Here is a 16,507-nt window from a genome sequence, read left to right as displayed (position 1 = left end):
GCTCAGAAAGTCATCTCGGGCACCTCGCCTTCCGTCACCAGCCGCCCCTCGGTCTTGGCCTTGATCTCCTCCACGCTCACGCCCGGGGCGCGCTCGAGCAGGCGGAAGCCATCAGCTGTGATGTCGAAGACACCCAGGTCGCTCACCACCTTCTTCACGCACCGCACGCCGGTCAGCGGCAGGGTGCACTGCTTGAGCAGCTTGCTCTCACCGGCCTTGTTGGTATGCATCATCACCACGATGATGTTCTCGGCGCTCGCCACCAGGTCCATGGCGCCGCCCATGCCCTTCACCATCTTCCCGGGGATCTTCCAATTGGCGATATCCCCGTTGTCGGCCACCTCCATGGCGCCGAGCACGGTGAGCTGCACGTGCTGGCCGCGGATCATGGCGAAGCTGGTGGCGCTGTCGAAGATGCTGCTGCCGGGCAGCAGGGTCACGGTCTGCTTGCCGGCGTTGATGAGATCGGCGTCTTCCTCGCCCTCGTAGGGGAAGGGACCCATGCCGAGGATGCCGTTCTCGCTCTGCAGCACCACGTTGATGCCCTCCGGGATGTAGTTGGCCACCAGCGTGGGGATGCCGATGCCCAGATTGACGTAGTAGCCGTCGCGCAGCTCGCGAGCGATGCGCTTGGCCATCTGTTCCTTGGTGAGCGCCATGGGCGATTCAGTGTTCGGGGTCGGCCACACGCGAAACACCGATCTGCGCTCGTTGCAGGCGTGCGTGACGGTGGCGAGGTTGCCAAAAGTAGATCGCAGCGCGCGAGGCCCCTGCCTCGCCGGGTATCCGCGCGCGGATGGCGAACGGCCGCGGTGTCCAAACGGGCCGCTGCAGGTCGAGCGGGTACGTGCGGTAGTAGACGTTTGCGCCACTTGCATCATGCAGGTCGACGACCAGGTTGCAGAGCACGGGACGGCCGTCGGAATCCGCTGTGATCAGAAGGTCCACCACGTGATCCCCGTGGCCAAGGGAGTCGGTGCGCCACGCATCGAGGAATTCCCAATCCCCTTCGCTGACCGGCCCCTCGCCCCTCCACACCGGCAGCAGCGAGAGGGGGTGGCGCCGTTCCAGCAAATGGGGCCCGGATGGGCCCGCGCTGGCGAGCAGCGCGAAGGCCATGGTATCGGGCACCTCGCCTATGTCGGTGATGCGCAGCTCCTCTGCCGGCGCGCCGTGTGCATCACTGGCTGTCAACGGTGCATCTAGGCCAAGGCGCCGGATGCCCATGGGCAGCGTCAGCGACCAGCGTGGCGGGCATTGGAGCACGGCGGGGTTCTCCCAAGTGCGGTTCGCCACCGCGCGCAGGAAGGCTTCAGGAAGCGCCTCTTCGGGCCACAGCAGCGTCGTGCTAAGGTTGGCGCCCACCACAGACCGTAGCGGAAGCGCCAGCAGGATCAACGCGGCAAAACGCACCGCCCGGTGGCGGATGGCCCAGCGGTCGAGCCCGTAGGCAATGGCCAACAGGCCCAAGGGGACGAGGTGCAGCGCAGCCCGATCCTTCGGATAGTTCACGTCCATGGCCAGGGCGAGGAAGACACGGAGCGCCACATCAAGCCCTAACAGACCGATGGCGACGAAAGCCGGCACCCTGCCGCCCCTGATGGCCAAGGCAAGGAAGGCCGCAGCTAGCAGCCCGAGCAGGAGCCCCCGCACCACGGGCGTATCCACGCCGAGCACATGGTAGTTGAGCGGGCCCACCGTGATCCGGAAAAGACCATCGGTGCCGCCGTGGTAGAGCAGCCCGCGCTCGCGGAGCTCCATGGCATATGGCACTGCGGCACCGACCGGCAGCCCACCGGCCAGCAGCCAGACGGCCCACTGTGCGGCACGCTGCCGCGCTCCCAGGCGCGGCCACATCCAGCCGATGCCGGCGCCCAGCAGAGCGACCAGGGCCGCCCATGTGGGCAGCAGTGCCAGCACGGAGGCATTCGCCAACAGGAGCGCCAGCAGCGTCAGCAGCAGGTTGCGCGTGCGCCAGCGCTCCAGCAGGCGCACCAGGCCTAGAACGGCAAGCAGCAGGAAGGCCAGCTCAAACGCATAGCCCCGGAAGAGCGCGAAGAAGTCGAGCATGAATGGGCAGGCCGTGAGCGCCAGCAGCAGGCCCCAGCGGATCACCGCCTCACGCACCCGCGCGGCGAGAAGCCAAGCGCACCCCGCGAAGAGCACGAAAGCGAGCAGGCTGCCAACGCGCGACGCGACCAGTGAGAGCCCGAACAACTGATATAGACCGGTGCCGACGGCCGAGCTGAGCACATGGTTGTTCGCATCCCAGTGAGCACGGTACGGCAGGAACTCCCCTTTCTCCACATAGAAGTGAAGGGAGGCGCACTCATCATTCACCCAGGGCACAGAGGCCGCCCGCAAGGTGAGGTAGGCCAGCACCAGGAGCGCCCAGCACAGGTAGATCCACCGTTCGGCGCTGCGGATGGGCGGTTGCGGGGCCATGGGAAGCGCACGAAGATGCGACGAGGCCTTCGCTCAATGGACCTTCAGCAGCCGGAGGCGCCCCTCATCCAGTCGATAAGCTTCTCCTGCCGGCGACCAGAGAAACACTTCTGCCGACACGGCGCGGGGCAGCCTGGGAACCGGCCGCACCGAACGCCAGGATTCACCAGCCCACACCGCTCGGCGCGTGCTGAGGAAAACGAGATCCCCGTGGATGATGGCGCCCTCGTCATCGCGCACTGCGATTCCCAGGCGAAGCTCCGCCGGATTCACCCCAGTGCGCATAGACGCACTGATGTCCACTAACGCCCCGCCGCTGCGGATCGGCCCTATCGGCAGCCAAAGGGAGGGCGACCGCTCCTGGCCAGCGGCCTCCCAAGAGAACAGGGTGTCATGTACGGGTTCCGTCCGCATCGCTGGCTGGCGCATGAGCAACCACAAGCCCTGGTCCGGTGCACTGTCCGCCACCGTGTACCCATTACCGGCTGCAGCAAGCTGCGCGTGCTGGACGACCCGTGCATCGTTCAGCCCTAGCGGCCAATCCTGCGCCGTGCCATCCCCTTCACCGCCGCGCATCCGCCGCTCCAAGCTCCAAGGAAGCCCAGCCAGGCGATGCATGCCCACCACGGCGGGGCGGCTCAGCACCCTTTCCAATCGCTCCACCCGCTCGGCGAACCGATGCGGCAGAGACTGCTCGGGCCAGAGCACCGTATGCGTCAGGTTGGCCCTGGAGACGGTGCATATTGGCAGGGCCAGCAGCGGCATGGCGACGAGCCCGCCCCAAGCGGTGCGCGCTGCCAAGAGGTCAGCGGCAGCAGCCACGGCCAGAAGAGCCGCGAGCAGCAGGTGCAGCGCAGCGCGGTCCTCGGCATGATTGATCCCGAACGCCTCGGCCAGCAGGATGCGCAGCAGGGCCTCCCCCAAGAGCAGCACGGCCGCCAGAAAGCCCGGCGAGGCACTTGACCGTCGCCGCCACGCGTGCCAGAGCAGGAGGCCGATGGCCGCGGCTGCGGGTGCGAGGAGTGCGGCACGCGGCAGGGTGCCGTCCATGCCGATGACCCGCAGCGCCAACGACCCGACGGAGACCGGGATGAAGCCTTCGGTGCTGCCGTGGTAGAGCAGCCCCAGGCGGGCGTATTGCAGCGCAAGGGCTCCGGCGAGCAGCAGCGGAAGCCCGCCGAGGACCCCCCATTGCACGAGGGCGGCGCGCGTGCGGCAGCCCATCAGGAGAACGCCGAGCAGCAACGCCCAGACGGGCACCAGCGCAAGCAGGAAACCCGTGGCCAGTGCCATGCAGGACAGCGCCCACCGCAGGTGGCGCGCATGGCCCATCACCGTGAATCGGTGCGCCTGGTGCATGGCGCACAGGAAAAGCGCCATGGCCGGTCCATACCCGCGGAACAGCGAGAAGAAATCGAGCAGGAAGGGGCAGCCGAGGCAGGCTAGCCAATAGCTCCACCGCACCATGGGGTGGGCCAACGACCGGCCCAACCGGAAGACAACCCCAGCGAACAAGCCATAGCTCAGTACGCTGGCCCACCGCAGGGAGAGGGGCTCCAGGCCGAACAGCCGGTAACCGAGATGGCCGGCCGCGCTGTTGAGGAGGTGGTTGTTCGCATCCCACATGGACGCGAACGGCAGGAAACGCCCGGTCTGCGCGTAAGCGAGGAACGAGGTGGCTTCATCGTGCACCAGCGGCACCTTAGCCGCCCGAACCAGCACAAGGGTGAACCCGGCGAGGGCGAATCCCATGAACAGCAGGCGTTCCGCCCGCTCGCGCACCATGGTCGGTCAGCCGCGCTTGCGCACCGTGCGCTGCTCGATGCGCTTCTCGTAGCCGGTGCCTTGGAAGAGGCGCTGCACGAAGATCCCTGGCGTGTGGATCTCATCGGGGTCGAGTTCGCCGGGCTCCACCAGCTGCTCCACCTCGGCCACGGTCACCTTGCCGGCCATGGCCATCATGGGGTTGAAATTGCGGGCCGTGCGCTTGTACACCAGGTTGCCGAAGCGATCGCCCTTCCAGGCCTTCACCAGCGCGAAGTCGGCGCGCAGCCAGCTCTCCAGCACGTGCATCTTCCCGTTGAACTCGCGCGACTCCTTGCCGTCCCCCACCTCGGTGCCGTAGCCGGCCGGCGTGAAGAAGGCCGGGATGCCGGCCCCCCCTGCCCGGCAGCGCTCGGCCAGCGTGCCCTGCGGGATCAGCTCCACCTCCAGTTCGCCGCTGAGCATCTGCCGCTCGAACTCGGCATTCTCGCCCACGTAGCTGCTGATCATCTTGCGGATCTGACGGGTCTGCAGCAGCAACCCCAGGCCGAAGTCGTCCACCCCGGCGTTGTTGCTGATGCAGGTGAGCCCTTTCACGCCCCGCCGCACGAGCGCAGCGATGCTGTTCTCCGGGATGCCGCACAGCCCGAAGCCGCCCACCATCAGGGTCATGTTGTCCTCGATGCCTTCGAGTGCCGCATCGGCGTTGGCCACCACCTTGTTCATGTCTTTCCGGTCAGTGGCGACGAAGATATCCGCTGCGGGCATGGCACTCCGTCAGTCGCCCCAGTTGGGCTTGCCATTGCCCGGTCCCGCCTTCGCCTTTGCCCGGCAGTCGATCTCCACCCCCAGCTCGCCTTCCGGCCGCTCGAAATCGCCGGTACTGATCTCGATGGCGGGGTCGGCATACACCTTGTTCATGTAGTAGCCGTAGATCGGCAGCGCCATGTTCGCGCCCTGGCCCTTGTCGGTGGTGCTGAAGCGCACGCTGCGGTCCTCGGCACCCGTCCATACGCCGGTCACCAGGTCGGGCGTGATACCGATGAACCAGCCGTCGCTGTTGTTCTGCGTGGTGCCCGTCTTGCCCGCCGTGGGGAAGCGGATGTTGGCGTATTTCTGCCGGTTCCCCCAGCTGGTGCGCAGGCGCATGCCCGTACCGACCACCTTGCCCGTGCTGGGGTTGTAGGCACCGTCCACCACGCCCTTCATCATCTTCAGCATGATGTAGGCCGTGCGCTCGTCCAGCGCCTCATAGGTGCTCGGCACCACGTCCAGGATGGTGTTCCCGTTCTTGTCCTCGATGCGTGTATAGAGGATGGGCTCGATGTAGACCCCCTTGTTGGCGAATGAGCTGAACGCCCCGGTCATCTCCATCAGGGTGAGGTCGGCCACGCCCAGGCAGAGCGAGGGCACCGGCTCCAGCGGGCTCTTCACGCCCATGTGGCGGGCCAGCACGGTGACCGATTGCGGGCCGTACTGTTTCATGAGCCAGGCAGTGATGGTGTTGAGCGAGTTGGCCATCGCATACTCCACCGTCACCATGCCGCCGTATTCGCCATCGCTGTTCTCCGGGCACCAGTCCGGCTGGCCGGGCGGCATGTCGAAGCACACCTTCTGGTTGGGCAGTTCCCGGCAGGGCTCCATACCCTCGCGGATAGCGGTGGCATAGACGAAGGGCTTGAAGGTGGAGCCTACCTGGCGGCGTGCCTTGTCCACATGGTCGTACTGGAAGTGCTTGAAGTCCGGGCCGCCAACCCATGCCTTCACGAAGCCCGTGTGCGGATCCATGCTCAGGAGACCGCTGCGCAGGAAGCTCTTGTAGTAGCGGATCGAGTCCATCGGGCTCATCACCGTGTCGATCTCCCCCTTCCAGCTGAACACGCGCATCTTCACCGGGGTGTCGAAGACCTTGGGAATGTCCTCCTCGGCCACCACGGGCCACCAGGCGTCGCAGCCGCCCTTGGCCGGATCGCAGTGATAGTGCATCGCGCCATCGTGCATCTCCTTGCGGATGTAGGAGGCGGGTCGCTCGCACACGCCGCACTGCTTGCCGGTGATTACCTTGTAGCGTGCGGTGCGCTTCATGGATGCCGCGAGAATGCCCTTGATCTCGTCCTGGCTCACGCGCGCATCGAATGGCCTGTTCTTCTTCCGCGCGAGGTCCTTGAAGAAATCCGCCTGGAGCTCCTGGGCCAGGTGCTCGCGCAGGCCCCACTCGGCATAGGCCTGCATGCGCCGGTCGATGGTGGTGTACACCCTGAGCCCGTCGGTATAGAGGTCGTAGGGCTTGCCATCGGGCCTGGGGTAGCGCAGCTCACCATTCTCGTCAGTGCTGCTGAGCAGGGCCTGCAGTCGCTCGCGCAGCACCTCGCGGAAGTAGGGCGCCGGGCCCTCGGTATGGCTTACGCTCTGGAAGCGCAGGCCCAAGGGCAGGGCCTTCAGCGAATCGTACTGCGCCACGCTGAGGAATCCGTTCCTGCGCATCTGGTCCAGCACCACCATGCGCCGGTGCAGGGTGGTGTCGGGGCGCCTGATGGGGTTGAAGAGCGCGGGGTTCTTGCACATGCCCACGAGCATGGCCGCCTCCTCGATGCGGAGCGAATCGGGTGTGGTGCTGAAGTAGATGCGCGCCGCGCTGTGTATGCCCACCGCCTGGTTGATCCAGTCGAAGCGGTTGAGGTACATGGCGATGATCTCATCCTTGGTATACATGCGCTCGAGCCGGGCGCTGATGATCCACTCCTGGAACTTCTGGAAGATGCGCTTCGCCACATTGCCGCTTCGGTCGGTGAAGAGCATCTTGGCCAGCTGCTGGGTGAGCGTGCTGGCCCCCCCCTTCCTGCCCAGGAAGACAGCAGCGCGCAGGGTGCCCCGCAGGTCCACCCCGCTGTGCTCGCGGAAGCGCTCGTCCTCGGTGGCCACCAGCGCATTCACCACGTTCGGGCTGATGCGCTCATAGTCAACTGGGATCCGGTTCTCGCGGAAGAACTGGCCCATCTGGGTGCCGTCGCTGAAGAGCACGGCCGTGGCCAGGTCGCTGCGCGGATTCTCCAGGTCCTCGATGGTGGGCAGGTCGCTGAGCGAGGCGGCCAGGAGCATCAGGTAGAGGCCCAGCACCGGCGCCAGCACCAGGCCCCACCAGAGCAGGCGGCGCCGGCCCTTCGTCTCGGTCTGCTTCTTCATCGGCGTGCGAAGTTACCCGTGCGGGACGGGGGCGCCGGAGGGGTGCCCGCTGGCTTTCAACAGACGGGCGGTGACCGCCGCCCTATTGCGCTGCGCTCCGCTCCACGGTCACGCCTACATCGAGCACCCCGGGCAGGGGGTTCTCGCGCATGGCCTGCTCGAGCGTGATGGTGTAGCGCCCGGCGGCAGGGAAGCGGTTGCCCAGGCGATAGAGCACCTTGGCATGGCGGGTGCGGCTGGCGAAGATGAAGCCCGTACCCCGGCCCAGCCAGCGGCCGGTGGGGTCGGCCAGGATGCACTCCACGGTATCGCGCTGCGCGCGGCCGCCGGGCCCCTCGAGGTCCACGAAGAGGTACAGGTCGCTGTAGGCATAGTCGCCGGTATGCCGTACATCGATATACACGTCGTGCTTGCTCACCGTGTCGCTGATGTCGAATGCGAACGCGGGCTTCAGCCCGTTGTCCCACGCCCCGTTGGGGATGGGCGCATCGGCCTGGTGGACGAGGTTGTCGGCGCAGCCCCATAGGGCGAGCAGCGGCACCAAGGCGTACGCGGGCCTCACGCGGCGGGCGGTGTTGGCGGGGCGCTGCCGCCGGGCGGGCGGTCGCTGCGGCGGCCGCGGCCCCGTCGCCGACGATCGCTGCGGCCAGCGGCATCTCCCTCCGGCTTGGGGCCGGCCGCCTGCGCCTGCTGCGGCTTGGGACCCGGCTGCGGGCGAGGGCCCTGGCCGCCTGGCTTCTTGTCACGCCCCTTGCTGCGCGAGCGCTTCTTGCCGCTCTTGATCTTGCTGTCGAAGCGCGTCAGGTCGTCCTGCCCCACCACGTTCTCGTAGTCCGGCTTCTTCACCTCCTCCACGGGCTCATCCGTCATGTTGAGGTCCACCTCCGGCTCCACGCCCTGCTTGTTCTGGGCCAGGATGTCGCGCACCACCTCCACCGGGAAGCCGGCCATGACGAAAGGCTCGCCCGGCTTCTTGAACCCGTACCACATCCTGCCGGCGAAGATGTCCGTCTTCATATGTGTGCCGGTGCCTTGCTGGGTCCTGAGCTTTGCGTTCTGCGAGGGATAGCTCTTGATCGCCTCGATGTACATGTCCAGCTCGTAGTTCAGGCAGCATTTCAGCTTGCCGCACTGGCCAGCGAGCTTCTGCGGGTTGAGCGCCAGCTGCTGGTAACGCGCCGCGCTGGTGGTGACGCTGCGGAAATCCGTGAGCCAGGTGCTGCAGCACAGCTCGCGGCCGCAGCTGCCGATGCCTCCGATGCGGCCGGCCTCCTGCCGCGCGCCGATCTGCTTCATCTCCAGCCGCACCTTGAAGCGGTCGCTCATGGTGCGCACGATGCCGCGGAAGTCGATGCGCTCCTCAGCGGTGTAGTACACGATGGCCTTGGTGCCGTCCCCTTGGAACTCCACATCGGTCACCTTCATGTCCAGCCGGGCATCGCGCACCATCTGGCGGGCCGCGAAGAGGGTGTCGTCCTCGCGCTTGCGGGCTTCGTGCCAGCGGTCGATGTCCTCCTGGGTGCTCTTCCGCAGGATCTTGCGCAGCTCGTAGGTCTCCGCCGCCGCGCCGCGCCGTGCCATCTGGGCGCGCACGAGCTCACCGGCGAGGCTCACCATGCCCACATCATGGCCCGGAGCGGCATCCACCGTCACCAGGTCGCCCGGCATCAGGGTAAGGCCGGAGGTGTTGCGGTAGAAGGCCTTCCGCGTGTTCTTGAAGCGCACCTCCACCCCGTCGAACGGCTGCTGCCCTTGCGGGAGGGGCACCCCTGTGAGCCAATCGAAGACGCCCAGCTTGTTGCAGCCGCTGGTGCTGCAATAGCCGTTGCTCTTGCACCCTGCCGGCTTCCCGTCAGCCCCCGATCCGCAATTGCCGCATGCCATGGGGGCGAAGATAGAAGGGACTCAGGTTGAGGGTTGGAAGGTTGAGGTTTGGCAGGTTGCTGGTGTGCCGAGCCCGGGTACACCCGGGTTGACCCTGCAAACCGGTTGCACACCTCAACCGTGCTGCTACCTTCGGCATACCCTTCAGAACCACCATCCAAACCCTCCACCATGAGAACGAGAAGGCTCTGGCTAGCCGCGCTTGCGGCGGCGTTTATTGCCTCCCCCCCCCCCAACGGGGCTATTGCTGATCACTAGTGCATATGCGCAGGTAGAGGGCTGCGGATATTCAGGTTCAGAAGTCCCATTCTACCAACGCGGAGGAGGGGGGGCGGGATGTAATCAATCGAGCACCGAGTTCTACAATAACGGTGGAAACCCAGGATGGAGCACACAAGTCTGGCATGTACCATTTCCTCCAGGATACTCCGGAGCTGGCTACGGGTCAAACGATGTAGCAGGGTATCACCATCGACCAACCGCGACCAAGCAGATATCTATCAGCCTGCACATATGGTTGCGCGATGAAGGGGACTACAATTGGTTGGACACACCGCTGAATCGTCAACGGATGGCCATGATGATCGACTACATCTCTGAGAATTACTTCGAGTCCGTAGCCCCACCGTCTGATCCCGGCATACCCGACCTGGATTATTACCTGCAGGACACCCGCATTCAATTGAAGCTCGCTGATATTGTGTTCCGGAACAGCACATGGTGGTGGAGCGCTAACAATATTGGATGCACTGACTCGCAAGTCATGGAGGCGTGCTCCAATGCTGCACTGGCCGATCGACCCGACCTGAAGAACACCGTGCTCTGGCACGTTGTGGGCCCCTGGTCCTGCGGCTCGAGTTCGGGCACTGCTTGCAATCCGACACCAGGTAGTTTCTTTTGGGACAATCCCGCCTGGGTTGTGGTGCATGGCTCAGAGAACCCGAATTTCTGGGGACCTACGGATTGGCAATGGGGTGCTGTCGCCCAGCAATGGGCGCATGAATTCATGCATGCCATGGATCTTACGCACGTGTATGACTGGTCCGCGCCGCTCAATAGTGGACAGTTCGATTTCATGCCAGACGTGTTCTCCTGTTACCAGCAAGCACCGTGGTGCACCGTTCAGAATGTTGCGTCGCAATGCGCTTCGGGGCTTCCCTTCATCAACTATTGTCCCATGGGCGGCTTCAATGGTTGCGATGCAACCGCAAACGAATTCGATATCTGTACCAACAATGTCATGGCGCCGAGCGTCGGCTTTCATTCGAGCAACCTGCAGATGGGCCGGATGCACCGCACGCTATCGGTCACTCAAGTGAGCAAAGCCGCAGAAGGCTACAACGCCGACGCCATTCTCAGCTGGCCAACCCAATTCAACGACGGCGCTGTTTGGGCCTGGGACTTTCCGTTGAAGCTCTATCAGAACGTCCACGTGCGGAACAAGCAGATGCTGAAGATCACCTGCCGCACCGAGCTTGTCGGCGAGGCCAAGATCGTGGTGGAGCCCGGTGGCGTCTTGCTAATCGATGGCGGCACCATCACCAACGCCAGTTACAATGCGGAGGCGGGCTACTTCAATGCGCCATTCCGGGGCATCGAGGTATGGGGCAACGCGAATCAGGGTCAACAGGATGGACTGCAATCATGGTGGTGGCCCGGGGTCACCAACCTCGCCCACCAAGGCCTCGTCGTCATCAAGAACGGCGGCATCATCGAGAACGCCGAGACCGGCGTTTACCTCGGCAAGCCCGGCGACCCCACAAAGGCCGGCGGCGTGATCCGCTTCGAGGGCACGGCGAGCAACCCGCCCTGCGTTATCCGCAACTGCCGCACAGGTGTGAAGTTCGATCCCTACACCAGCCTTTCCAGCAATGGCCTGGTGGCCCTCAACAACCGCAGCACCTTCGCCCACGCCCGTTTCGAGTGGACCGAGGACTTCGACAACATCCACGGCAACAACAACCCCATCGCCTTGGCCGACCTCAACGGCGTGCGCGTGAGCTTCCGCGCCTGCGCTTTTGAGCACAGCGGCCAATACCCAGAATACAGCAGCCAACTGGGCTATGGCATCAAGGCGCACAACAGCACGGTGTGGGTACAGGCGGCTTGCCCCAATGGCGGCTACAATTGCCCGGTGGCCACCCAGATGCCCTGCACCTTCACCGGCCTCGACCACGGCGTGCATGCCACGGCCAGCGTGGGGCTACCGCGCCTCAGCGTGCACCGCGCCCAGTTCGCCAGCAACGTGTGCGGCGTGTATGGCGAGGGCCTGCGGAACCCGATGGTGCGCCATTGCACCTTCAACGTGGGCGAGCGGGCGGTGACGCTGGATGCCCCGGATGAAGTCTTTTGGGAGCAGTTCCACCGCGGCATCTTCTTCACGCATTGCAACGGCTTGCGTGTTATGGACAATGCGCTCACTGAGGCCAGCGAGCCGTTCGCTGATACTGAGGGCATCGTGATCGGCTACACCAATACCGCCAGCGAGAGCATCCGCAGCAATACCGTGAGCGGCATGGACCGCGGCTACGTGGGCGAAGGCGTGAGCGCCAACACCGGCAACCCCGCCGCCATTGGGCTGCAATTCCTTTGCAACACCAACAACGCCAACGGGTGGAACATCTGGAGCAGGCAGGCGCAAGGGGCGCAAGCAAACGAGTTGCAGAACCACACCATCCGCCTGAACCAAGGCTGGCAGAACGTGCCCGCGCTGAACTACCTGGACAATGGCACCAACAGCGCGTTGGACATCCGTGTGAGCACCCAGAGCCTGATCACCTATTGGCATGTGAGCGCGCCCCATTACGCACCCACCACGGTGCAGGGCCTCGTGGCGCCCACGCTCAGCGGTCCGCAGGTGCTCTACGGCTGCCCCATCCTCGTCAGCTGGGCCAGCGACCAACTGGCCCTGCAAGGCGAAGTGGAGCAGGCGCGGCAGGCCTACGCCGGGCTGCGCTTCCTCTACGCCAACCTGATCGATGGCGGCAGCACCGATGTGGTGCTGGATGAGATCGCGGCAGCCTGGCCGCAGGACTACTGGGACCTGCGCGCCTACCTGCTGAGCAAGAGCCCCTACCTGAGCGTTGACGTGCTGAAGGAAGCCATGGAGAAGGAGGGCTTCCCCGATGCCATGCGCGCTGAGATCTGTATCGCGAATCCCGAAGCCACCCAGAAGGAGGGCTTCCTGAAATGGCTCGAGACCGAATGCACCCAGCCCCTGCCTGAGTCGCTGTTGGAGGCCGTCGAGGCCAGTTGGACCGTGAAGACCTACCGCGCTACCCTGGAGATGCAGATGGGGCAGGAGCACTTGCGCATGAGCGAGGCCGCCTACGCGCTGGCCGAACTGCTGGCCGCCGACGATGAGGAGAACGGCACCGATCAGGCCGAAGAGCTGGCCGCGCTGCAATTGCTGCGCACGGCGGAGGCGCGCTACGATGAGGCCCTGCTGCTGGTGGGCCGCAACCAGTACGCCCAGGCCCGCGACCTGATCACCGCCCTGCCCGGCGAGCACGAGCTCAAAGGCAAGCAGGTGGATGAGCGCGCGCGCATGCTGACCTACATCGACTTCCTGGAAGCGGTGCATGCCGATGGCCGCAGCACGGCGCAGCTCACTGGCGCAGAGGTGGCGCAATTGCAGTTGTTCATTGATGTGGAGCACGACCGCCCCACGCAATGGGCCAGCCATCTGCTCTGCTACAACTATGGCAACTGCCGCAGCCCCTACACCGGCGATGCGGGAGCGGAGCCGAAAGCGCGTGTACGCCGTCCGGTGGTTGCCAACAAGGAGCAGCCGCGTTTAGGCATCAAGCCCAACCCGGCCAACGCCTGGGTGGTCTTCACCTGTGAGTTGCCTGAGCTTACAGGCGACGCGCAACTGATCGTGCGTGACATGATGGGGCGCGAGGCTTGGCGCGGTGCCATAGGCCGTGGCAATGGCCAAGTGCTTATGGATACGCGCGGGCTGCCTGCCGGTACTTATTCCGCAGAGGTGGTGCAGGGCACTAGCCGACTTCTGCCGGCCGAGCGGCTGATTGTACAGCCATGAAGAGCCATTTGATGCTGCTGGCGGCGCTCAGCGCTGCCAGCAGCACGGTGGCGCAAGCGCCGCTGAGCATCGATGTTGGCTTCAGAATGGACCTGCCCGCCCAGAATGTCTATTCCTTGGTCACGATGCCGAATGGGCAATTGCTGCTCTCCGGCAATATGCGGTTTCCCGGCGAGGCCAATGTGTGGCCTCTTGCCCGCATCAATCCGGACGGCAGCCGAGATTTGAGCTTCCCATTCACCTACGGAGGCGCCAAGCTCACCCCATGGCAGGATCGCTACTATGTGGCCGGCAGCCAGACCGTAAGGCGCCTGCTGCCGAACGGAACGCTGGACAACAGCTTCCAGCACATGAACTTCGACCCCTACTTCAGTTCTCTTCAAGGCGGCGACTACCATGTTTACCCCGATGGGCGGGTGCTGTTGGGCGGCTATCACACCATCAATGCCCCGCATCTTGGCTACCAAGGCGCGTACAACCTGATTTGGTTCTACAACAATGGCCGCTTGGACACCACGCGCACGCACCGCACGGGCAACGGCGTGGTTTGGCGGATCAAGGAGTACCCGGCGGGCACGGCCGGAGGCCTGGGCGGCAAGTTCCTGGTGCACCAATGGGGCACGCAGTACGAAGGGCAGCCGGTGAGCAAGGTGATCCGGGTGCACGCCGATGGCAGCCTGGACAACAGCTTCAATGCGCCGATACCGTGGGGCTACATCTACGACATGCTGCCCCTGCCCGATGGGCGGGCGTATATCGCGGGCGAGTACCATCTGGAGAATGGCACCGATAGGGTCCAGTTGGTGCGGCTGCTGCCGGATGGAAGCCTGGACCCCTCGTTCAACAACTGGCTAGCTTTTGAAATTGACACGGCGCACTTGGCAACCCATCCGAGCGTGATAGACGTCTGTGAGCTGGGCTCCGGTCTTCTCGCGCTAGCTGGCGACTTCAACACCGTCGAAGGCTACGCGCGCGGTGGTCTTTGCATCATCGATACCACCGGGCAAGTGGTTCCCTTCTATGCCGATGGCGCCATGTGCGGCAACTACGACTATCAGATGGGCATGCAAACGGTCACCTATGGCGCACTCTCGGGCATCACCCGCGCGCCCAGCGGCGATTACTACATCTGGGGCGCCTACCACGGCTACAGCGATGGCACCACCAACGATACGCTGCAGCGCATGGTGACCCGGTTGCACGGCGGGGAGATCGGGTTGGGGGTGGTGGATGCCGAGCGCGCCAAGCCTGCCCTGCGGCTAGGCATCAAGCCGAACCCCGCCAATGCTTGGGTTGTCTTCACCTGCGAGTTGCCCGACTTGAGCGGGGAAGCGCAGCTGATTGTCCGGGACGTGATGGGGCGCGAGGCGTGGCGTGCCTCCCTCGGTCGCGGCAATGGCCAAGTGCTCATGGATACGCGTGGGCTGCCAGCCGGCGCATACACGGTGGAAGTGGTGCAGGGAGCAAGCCGCCTGCTGCCTGCTGAACGGCTCATCGTGCAACCATGAGGCGCAACATCATGCTTGCAGCCGCACTAAGTGCGGCCTCAAGCAGCGGCGCTCAGGTTCCATTGAGCGTTGACACGCAGTTCAGGATGGACCTTCCCGCTCGAAACGTCAACTCCATCGCGTTCTTGGCGAATGGGCAAATGTTGTTGTCCGGTAGAATGGAGTTTCCTGGCGAAACCAACCCACGCTACCTCGCGCGGGTATCAGCAAATGGGCAAAACGACCAGTCGTTCCCATATTCCGAAGGTGGATCAAAGCTCACCCGGTGGCAGGACCGCTACTATGTGGCGGGCAGCCAGACGGTGCGCCGGTTGCTTCCCAACGGGCAAATCGACCCGTCCTTCCAGCACATGAACTTCGACCCCTACTTCAATTCGGCCCAGGGTGGCGACTACCATGTGTACCCCGATGGCCGGGTGCTGCTGGGCGGCTACCACACCATTAATGCTCCGCACCTCGGCTACCAAGGCGGGTACAACCTGGTCTGGTTCTTCAACAATGGCCGCTTGGACACCACGCGCACGCACCGCACGGGCAACGGGGCGGTGTTCGGGATCAAGGAGTACCTGGCGGGCACGGCCGGGGGCCTGGGCGGGAAGTTCCTGGTGCATCAGTGGGGCACCATGTACGAAGGCCAGCCGGTGAGCAAGGTGATCCGCGTGCATGCCGATGGCAGCTTGGACAACAGCTTCAACGCGCCCATACCCTGGGGCTACGTGTGGGCTATGGAAACCCTGCCCGATGGCCGGGCCTACCTGGGCGGGATGTTCCGCCTGGAGAATCAGACGGACACGATCCAGCTGATCCGCGTGCTGCCCGATGGCAGCTTGGACCCGACCTTCAACAATGGGCTCAACATGGTGAAGGGTGAGGGTTTCACGTTTTGGGACGCTGGTGTTGTGGACCTCCTGCCCTTGGAGTCCGGCTTAATCATCGTCACGGGCTTTTTCGCCGAAGTGGAGGGCCAGCCCTACAACGGAATCTGCATGCTCGATACGCTGGGGAACGTTGTGCCATACTATTTTCAAGGCGGCGGCTGCGGCAGCTACGACTACCCGCTCGGCCAGATGATCCAGCGCTATGGGTCCATCGACGGCATTGCGCGCGCCCCCTCCGGCGATTACTACATCTGGGGCGCCTACCACGGCTACAGCGATGGCACCACCAACGATACCTTACAGCGCATGGTAACCCGGTTGCATGGCGGGGAGATCGGGCTGGGGGTGGTGGATTCCGAGCGCGCCAAGCCTGCCCTGCGGCTTAGCATCAAGCCCAACCCCGCCAACGCCTGGGTGGTCTTCTCTTATGAGCTGCCCGCCCTGCAGGGCCAAGCGCAATTGGTGCTGCTGGATGCCCTGGGCCGCGTGGTGCATACCGAAGCCATCGGGCAAGCACACGGCCAAGTGCTGGTGGATACGCGGCGACTGCCTGCTGGCGCATACATGGCTGAGCTGCTTCAAGAGGGCCAGCGCCTGCTACCAGCTGAGCGGCTCATCGTGCAGCCATGACCTTCGGTTGAGAAGCACTAGCGCCCGTAGAGGTTTGCCACCCACGGTGTAAACCGGGCCGCACGGTGCAGTGCTGCATGCTGCCGCCATTGCACATCTATCCCCTGCTGGTTCAGGGTTGAGCAACCCCCAACCGCAGATTCAACCGGCAACCTTCAACATGCCAAGCC

General features: G+C 64.5%; 10 protein-coding genes. 3 read left to right on the top strand and 7 right to left on the bottom strand.

The genetic code is table 11. The features are described 5' to 3' along the window. Positions 1 to 2: 2 nt before the first annotated feature. The 7 genes from QY325_12870 to ricT form a co-directional block, all read right to left on the bottom strand. Positions 3 to 659, bottom strand: a complete 657-nt coding sequence (locus tag QY325_12870; protein WKZ65646.1) for a CoA transferase subunit B — start codon at positions 657 to 659, stop codon at positions 3 to 5. 7 nt (positions 660 to 666) lie between these two features. Beyond that, on the bottom strand, positions 667 to 2,445 hold the full coding sequence (locus QY325_12865) for a hypothetical protein (GenBank protein WKZ65645.1): 1,779 nt from the start codon (positions 2,443 to 2,445) through the stop codon (positions 667 to 669). A 33-nt stretch (positions 2,446 to 2,478) separates the two neighbouring features. Then, on the bottom strand, positions 2,479 to 4,197 hold the full coding sequence (locus QY325_12860) for a hypothetical protein (protein WKZ65644.1): 1,719 nt from the start codon (positions 4,195 to 4,197) through the stop codon (positions 2,479 to 2,481). Between the two features lie 39 nt (positions 4,198 to 4,236). Beyond that, positions 4,237 to 4,935 carry a CoA transferase subunit A gene (locus QY325_12855; GenBank protein ID WKZ67987.1) on the bottom strand — a complete coding sequence of 233 codons (699 nt, stop codon included), beginning with the start codon at positions 4,933 to 4,935 and terminating at the stop codon, positions 4,237 to 4,239. Positions 4,936 to 4,986: 51 nt separating this feature from the next. Beyond that, positions 4,987 to 7,392 (bottom strand): transglycosylase domain-containing protein, encoded by a 2,406-nt coding sequence (locus tag QY325_12850; protein WKZ65643.1) that lies wholly within the window; start codon positions 7,390 to 7,392, stop codon positions 4,987 to 4,989. 82 nt (positions 7,393 to 7,474) lie between these two features. After that, positions 7,475 to 7,954 carry a gliding motility lipoprotein GldH gene (locus tag QY325_12845; GenBank protein WKZ65642.1) on the bottom strand — a complete coding sequence of 160 codons (480 nt, stop codon included), beginning with the start codon at positions 7,952 to 7,954 and terminating at the stop codon, positions 7,475 to 7,477. Beyond that, entirely contained in the window at positions 7,951 to 9,276 is a 1,326-nt protein-coding gene (ricT, locus tag QY325_12840; GenBank protein ID WKZ65641.1) for a regulatory iron-sulfur-containing complex subunit RicT, read from the bottom strand. The genes QY325_12845 and ricT overlap by 4 nt, the downstream gene beginning before the upstream one ends. 571 nt (positions 9,277 to 9,847) lie before the next feature. Here ricT and QY325_12835 point away from each other — a divergent pair. The 3 genes from QY325_12835 (at position 9,848) to QY325_12825 (ending at position 16,337) form a co-directional block, all read left to right on the top strand. Further along, entirely contained in the window at positions 9,848 to 13,321 is a 3,474-nt protein-coding gene (locus QY325_12835; GenBank protein WKZ65640.1) for a hypothetical protein, read from the top strand. Further along, entirely contained in the window at positions 13,318 to 14,829 is a 1,512-nt protein-coding gene (locus QY325_12830; protein ID WKZ65639.1) for a delta-60 repeat domain-containing protein, read from the top strand. The genes QY325_12835 and QY325_12830 overlap by 4 nt, the downstream gene beginning before the upstream one ends. Positions 14,830 to 15,179: 350 nt before the next feature. Further along, a complete protein-coding gene (locus QY325_12825; GenBank protein WKZ65638.1) occupies positions 15,180 to 16,337 on the top strand; it encodes a delta-60 repeat domain-containing protein in 1,158 nt (385 codons plus the stop codon). Positions 16,338 to 16,507 lie beyond the last annotated feature (170 nt).

It is taken from the genome of Flavobacteriales bacterium (assembly GCA_030584065.1).
In the GTDB taxonomy this organism is placed as follows: domain Bacteria; phylum Bacteroidota; class Bacteroidia; order Flavobacteriales_F; family PHOS-HE28; genus PHOS-HE28.
This window is presented reverse-complemented; position numbering and strand designations above follow the sequence as displayed.

Bases quoted from the DNA above. Each gene is read 5' to 3' on its own strand.
- QY325_12825 (WKZ65638.1), top strand. From the start codon at position 15,180: ATGAACTTCGACCCCTACTTCAATTCGGCCCAGGGTGGCGACTACCAT.
- QY325_12870 (WKZ65646.1), bottom strand. From the start codon at position 659: ATGGCGCTCACCAAGGAACAGATGGCCAAGCGCATCGCTCGCGAGCTG.
- QY325_12865 (WKZ65645.1), bottom strand. From the start codon at position 2,445: ATGGCCCCGCAACCGCCCATCCGCAGCGCCGAACGGTGGATCTACCTG.
- QY325_12850 (WKZ65643.1), bottom strand. From the start codon at position 7,392: ATGAAGAAGCAGACCGAGACGAAGGGCCGGCGCCGCCTGCTCTGGTGG.
- ricT (WKZ65641.1), bottom strand. From the start codon at position 9,276: ATGGCATGCGGCAATTGCGGATCGGGGGCTGACGGGAAGCCGGCAGGG.
- QY325_12830 (WKZ65639.1), top strand. From the start codon at position 13,318: ATGAAGAGCCATTTGATGCTGCTGGCGGCGCTCAGCGCTGCCAGCAGC.
- QY325_12860 (WKZ65644.1), bottom strand. From the start codon at position 4,197: ATGGGATTCGCCCTCGCCGGGTTCACCCTTGTGCTGGTTCGGGCGGCT.
- QY325_12855 (WKZ67987.1), bottom strand. From the start codon at position 4,935: ATGAACAAGGTGGTGGCCAACGCCGATGCGGCACTCGAAGGCATCGAG.
- QY325_12835 (WKZ65640.1), top strand. From the start codon at position 9,848: ATGGCCATGATGATCGACTACATCTCTGAGAATTACTTCGAGTCCGTA.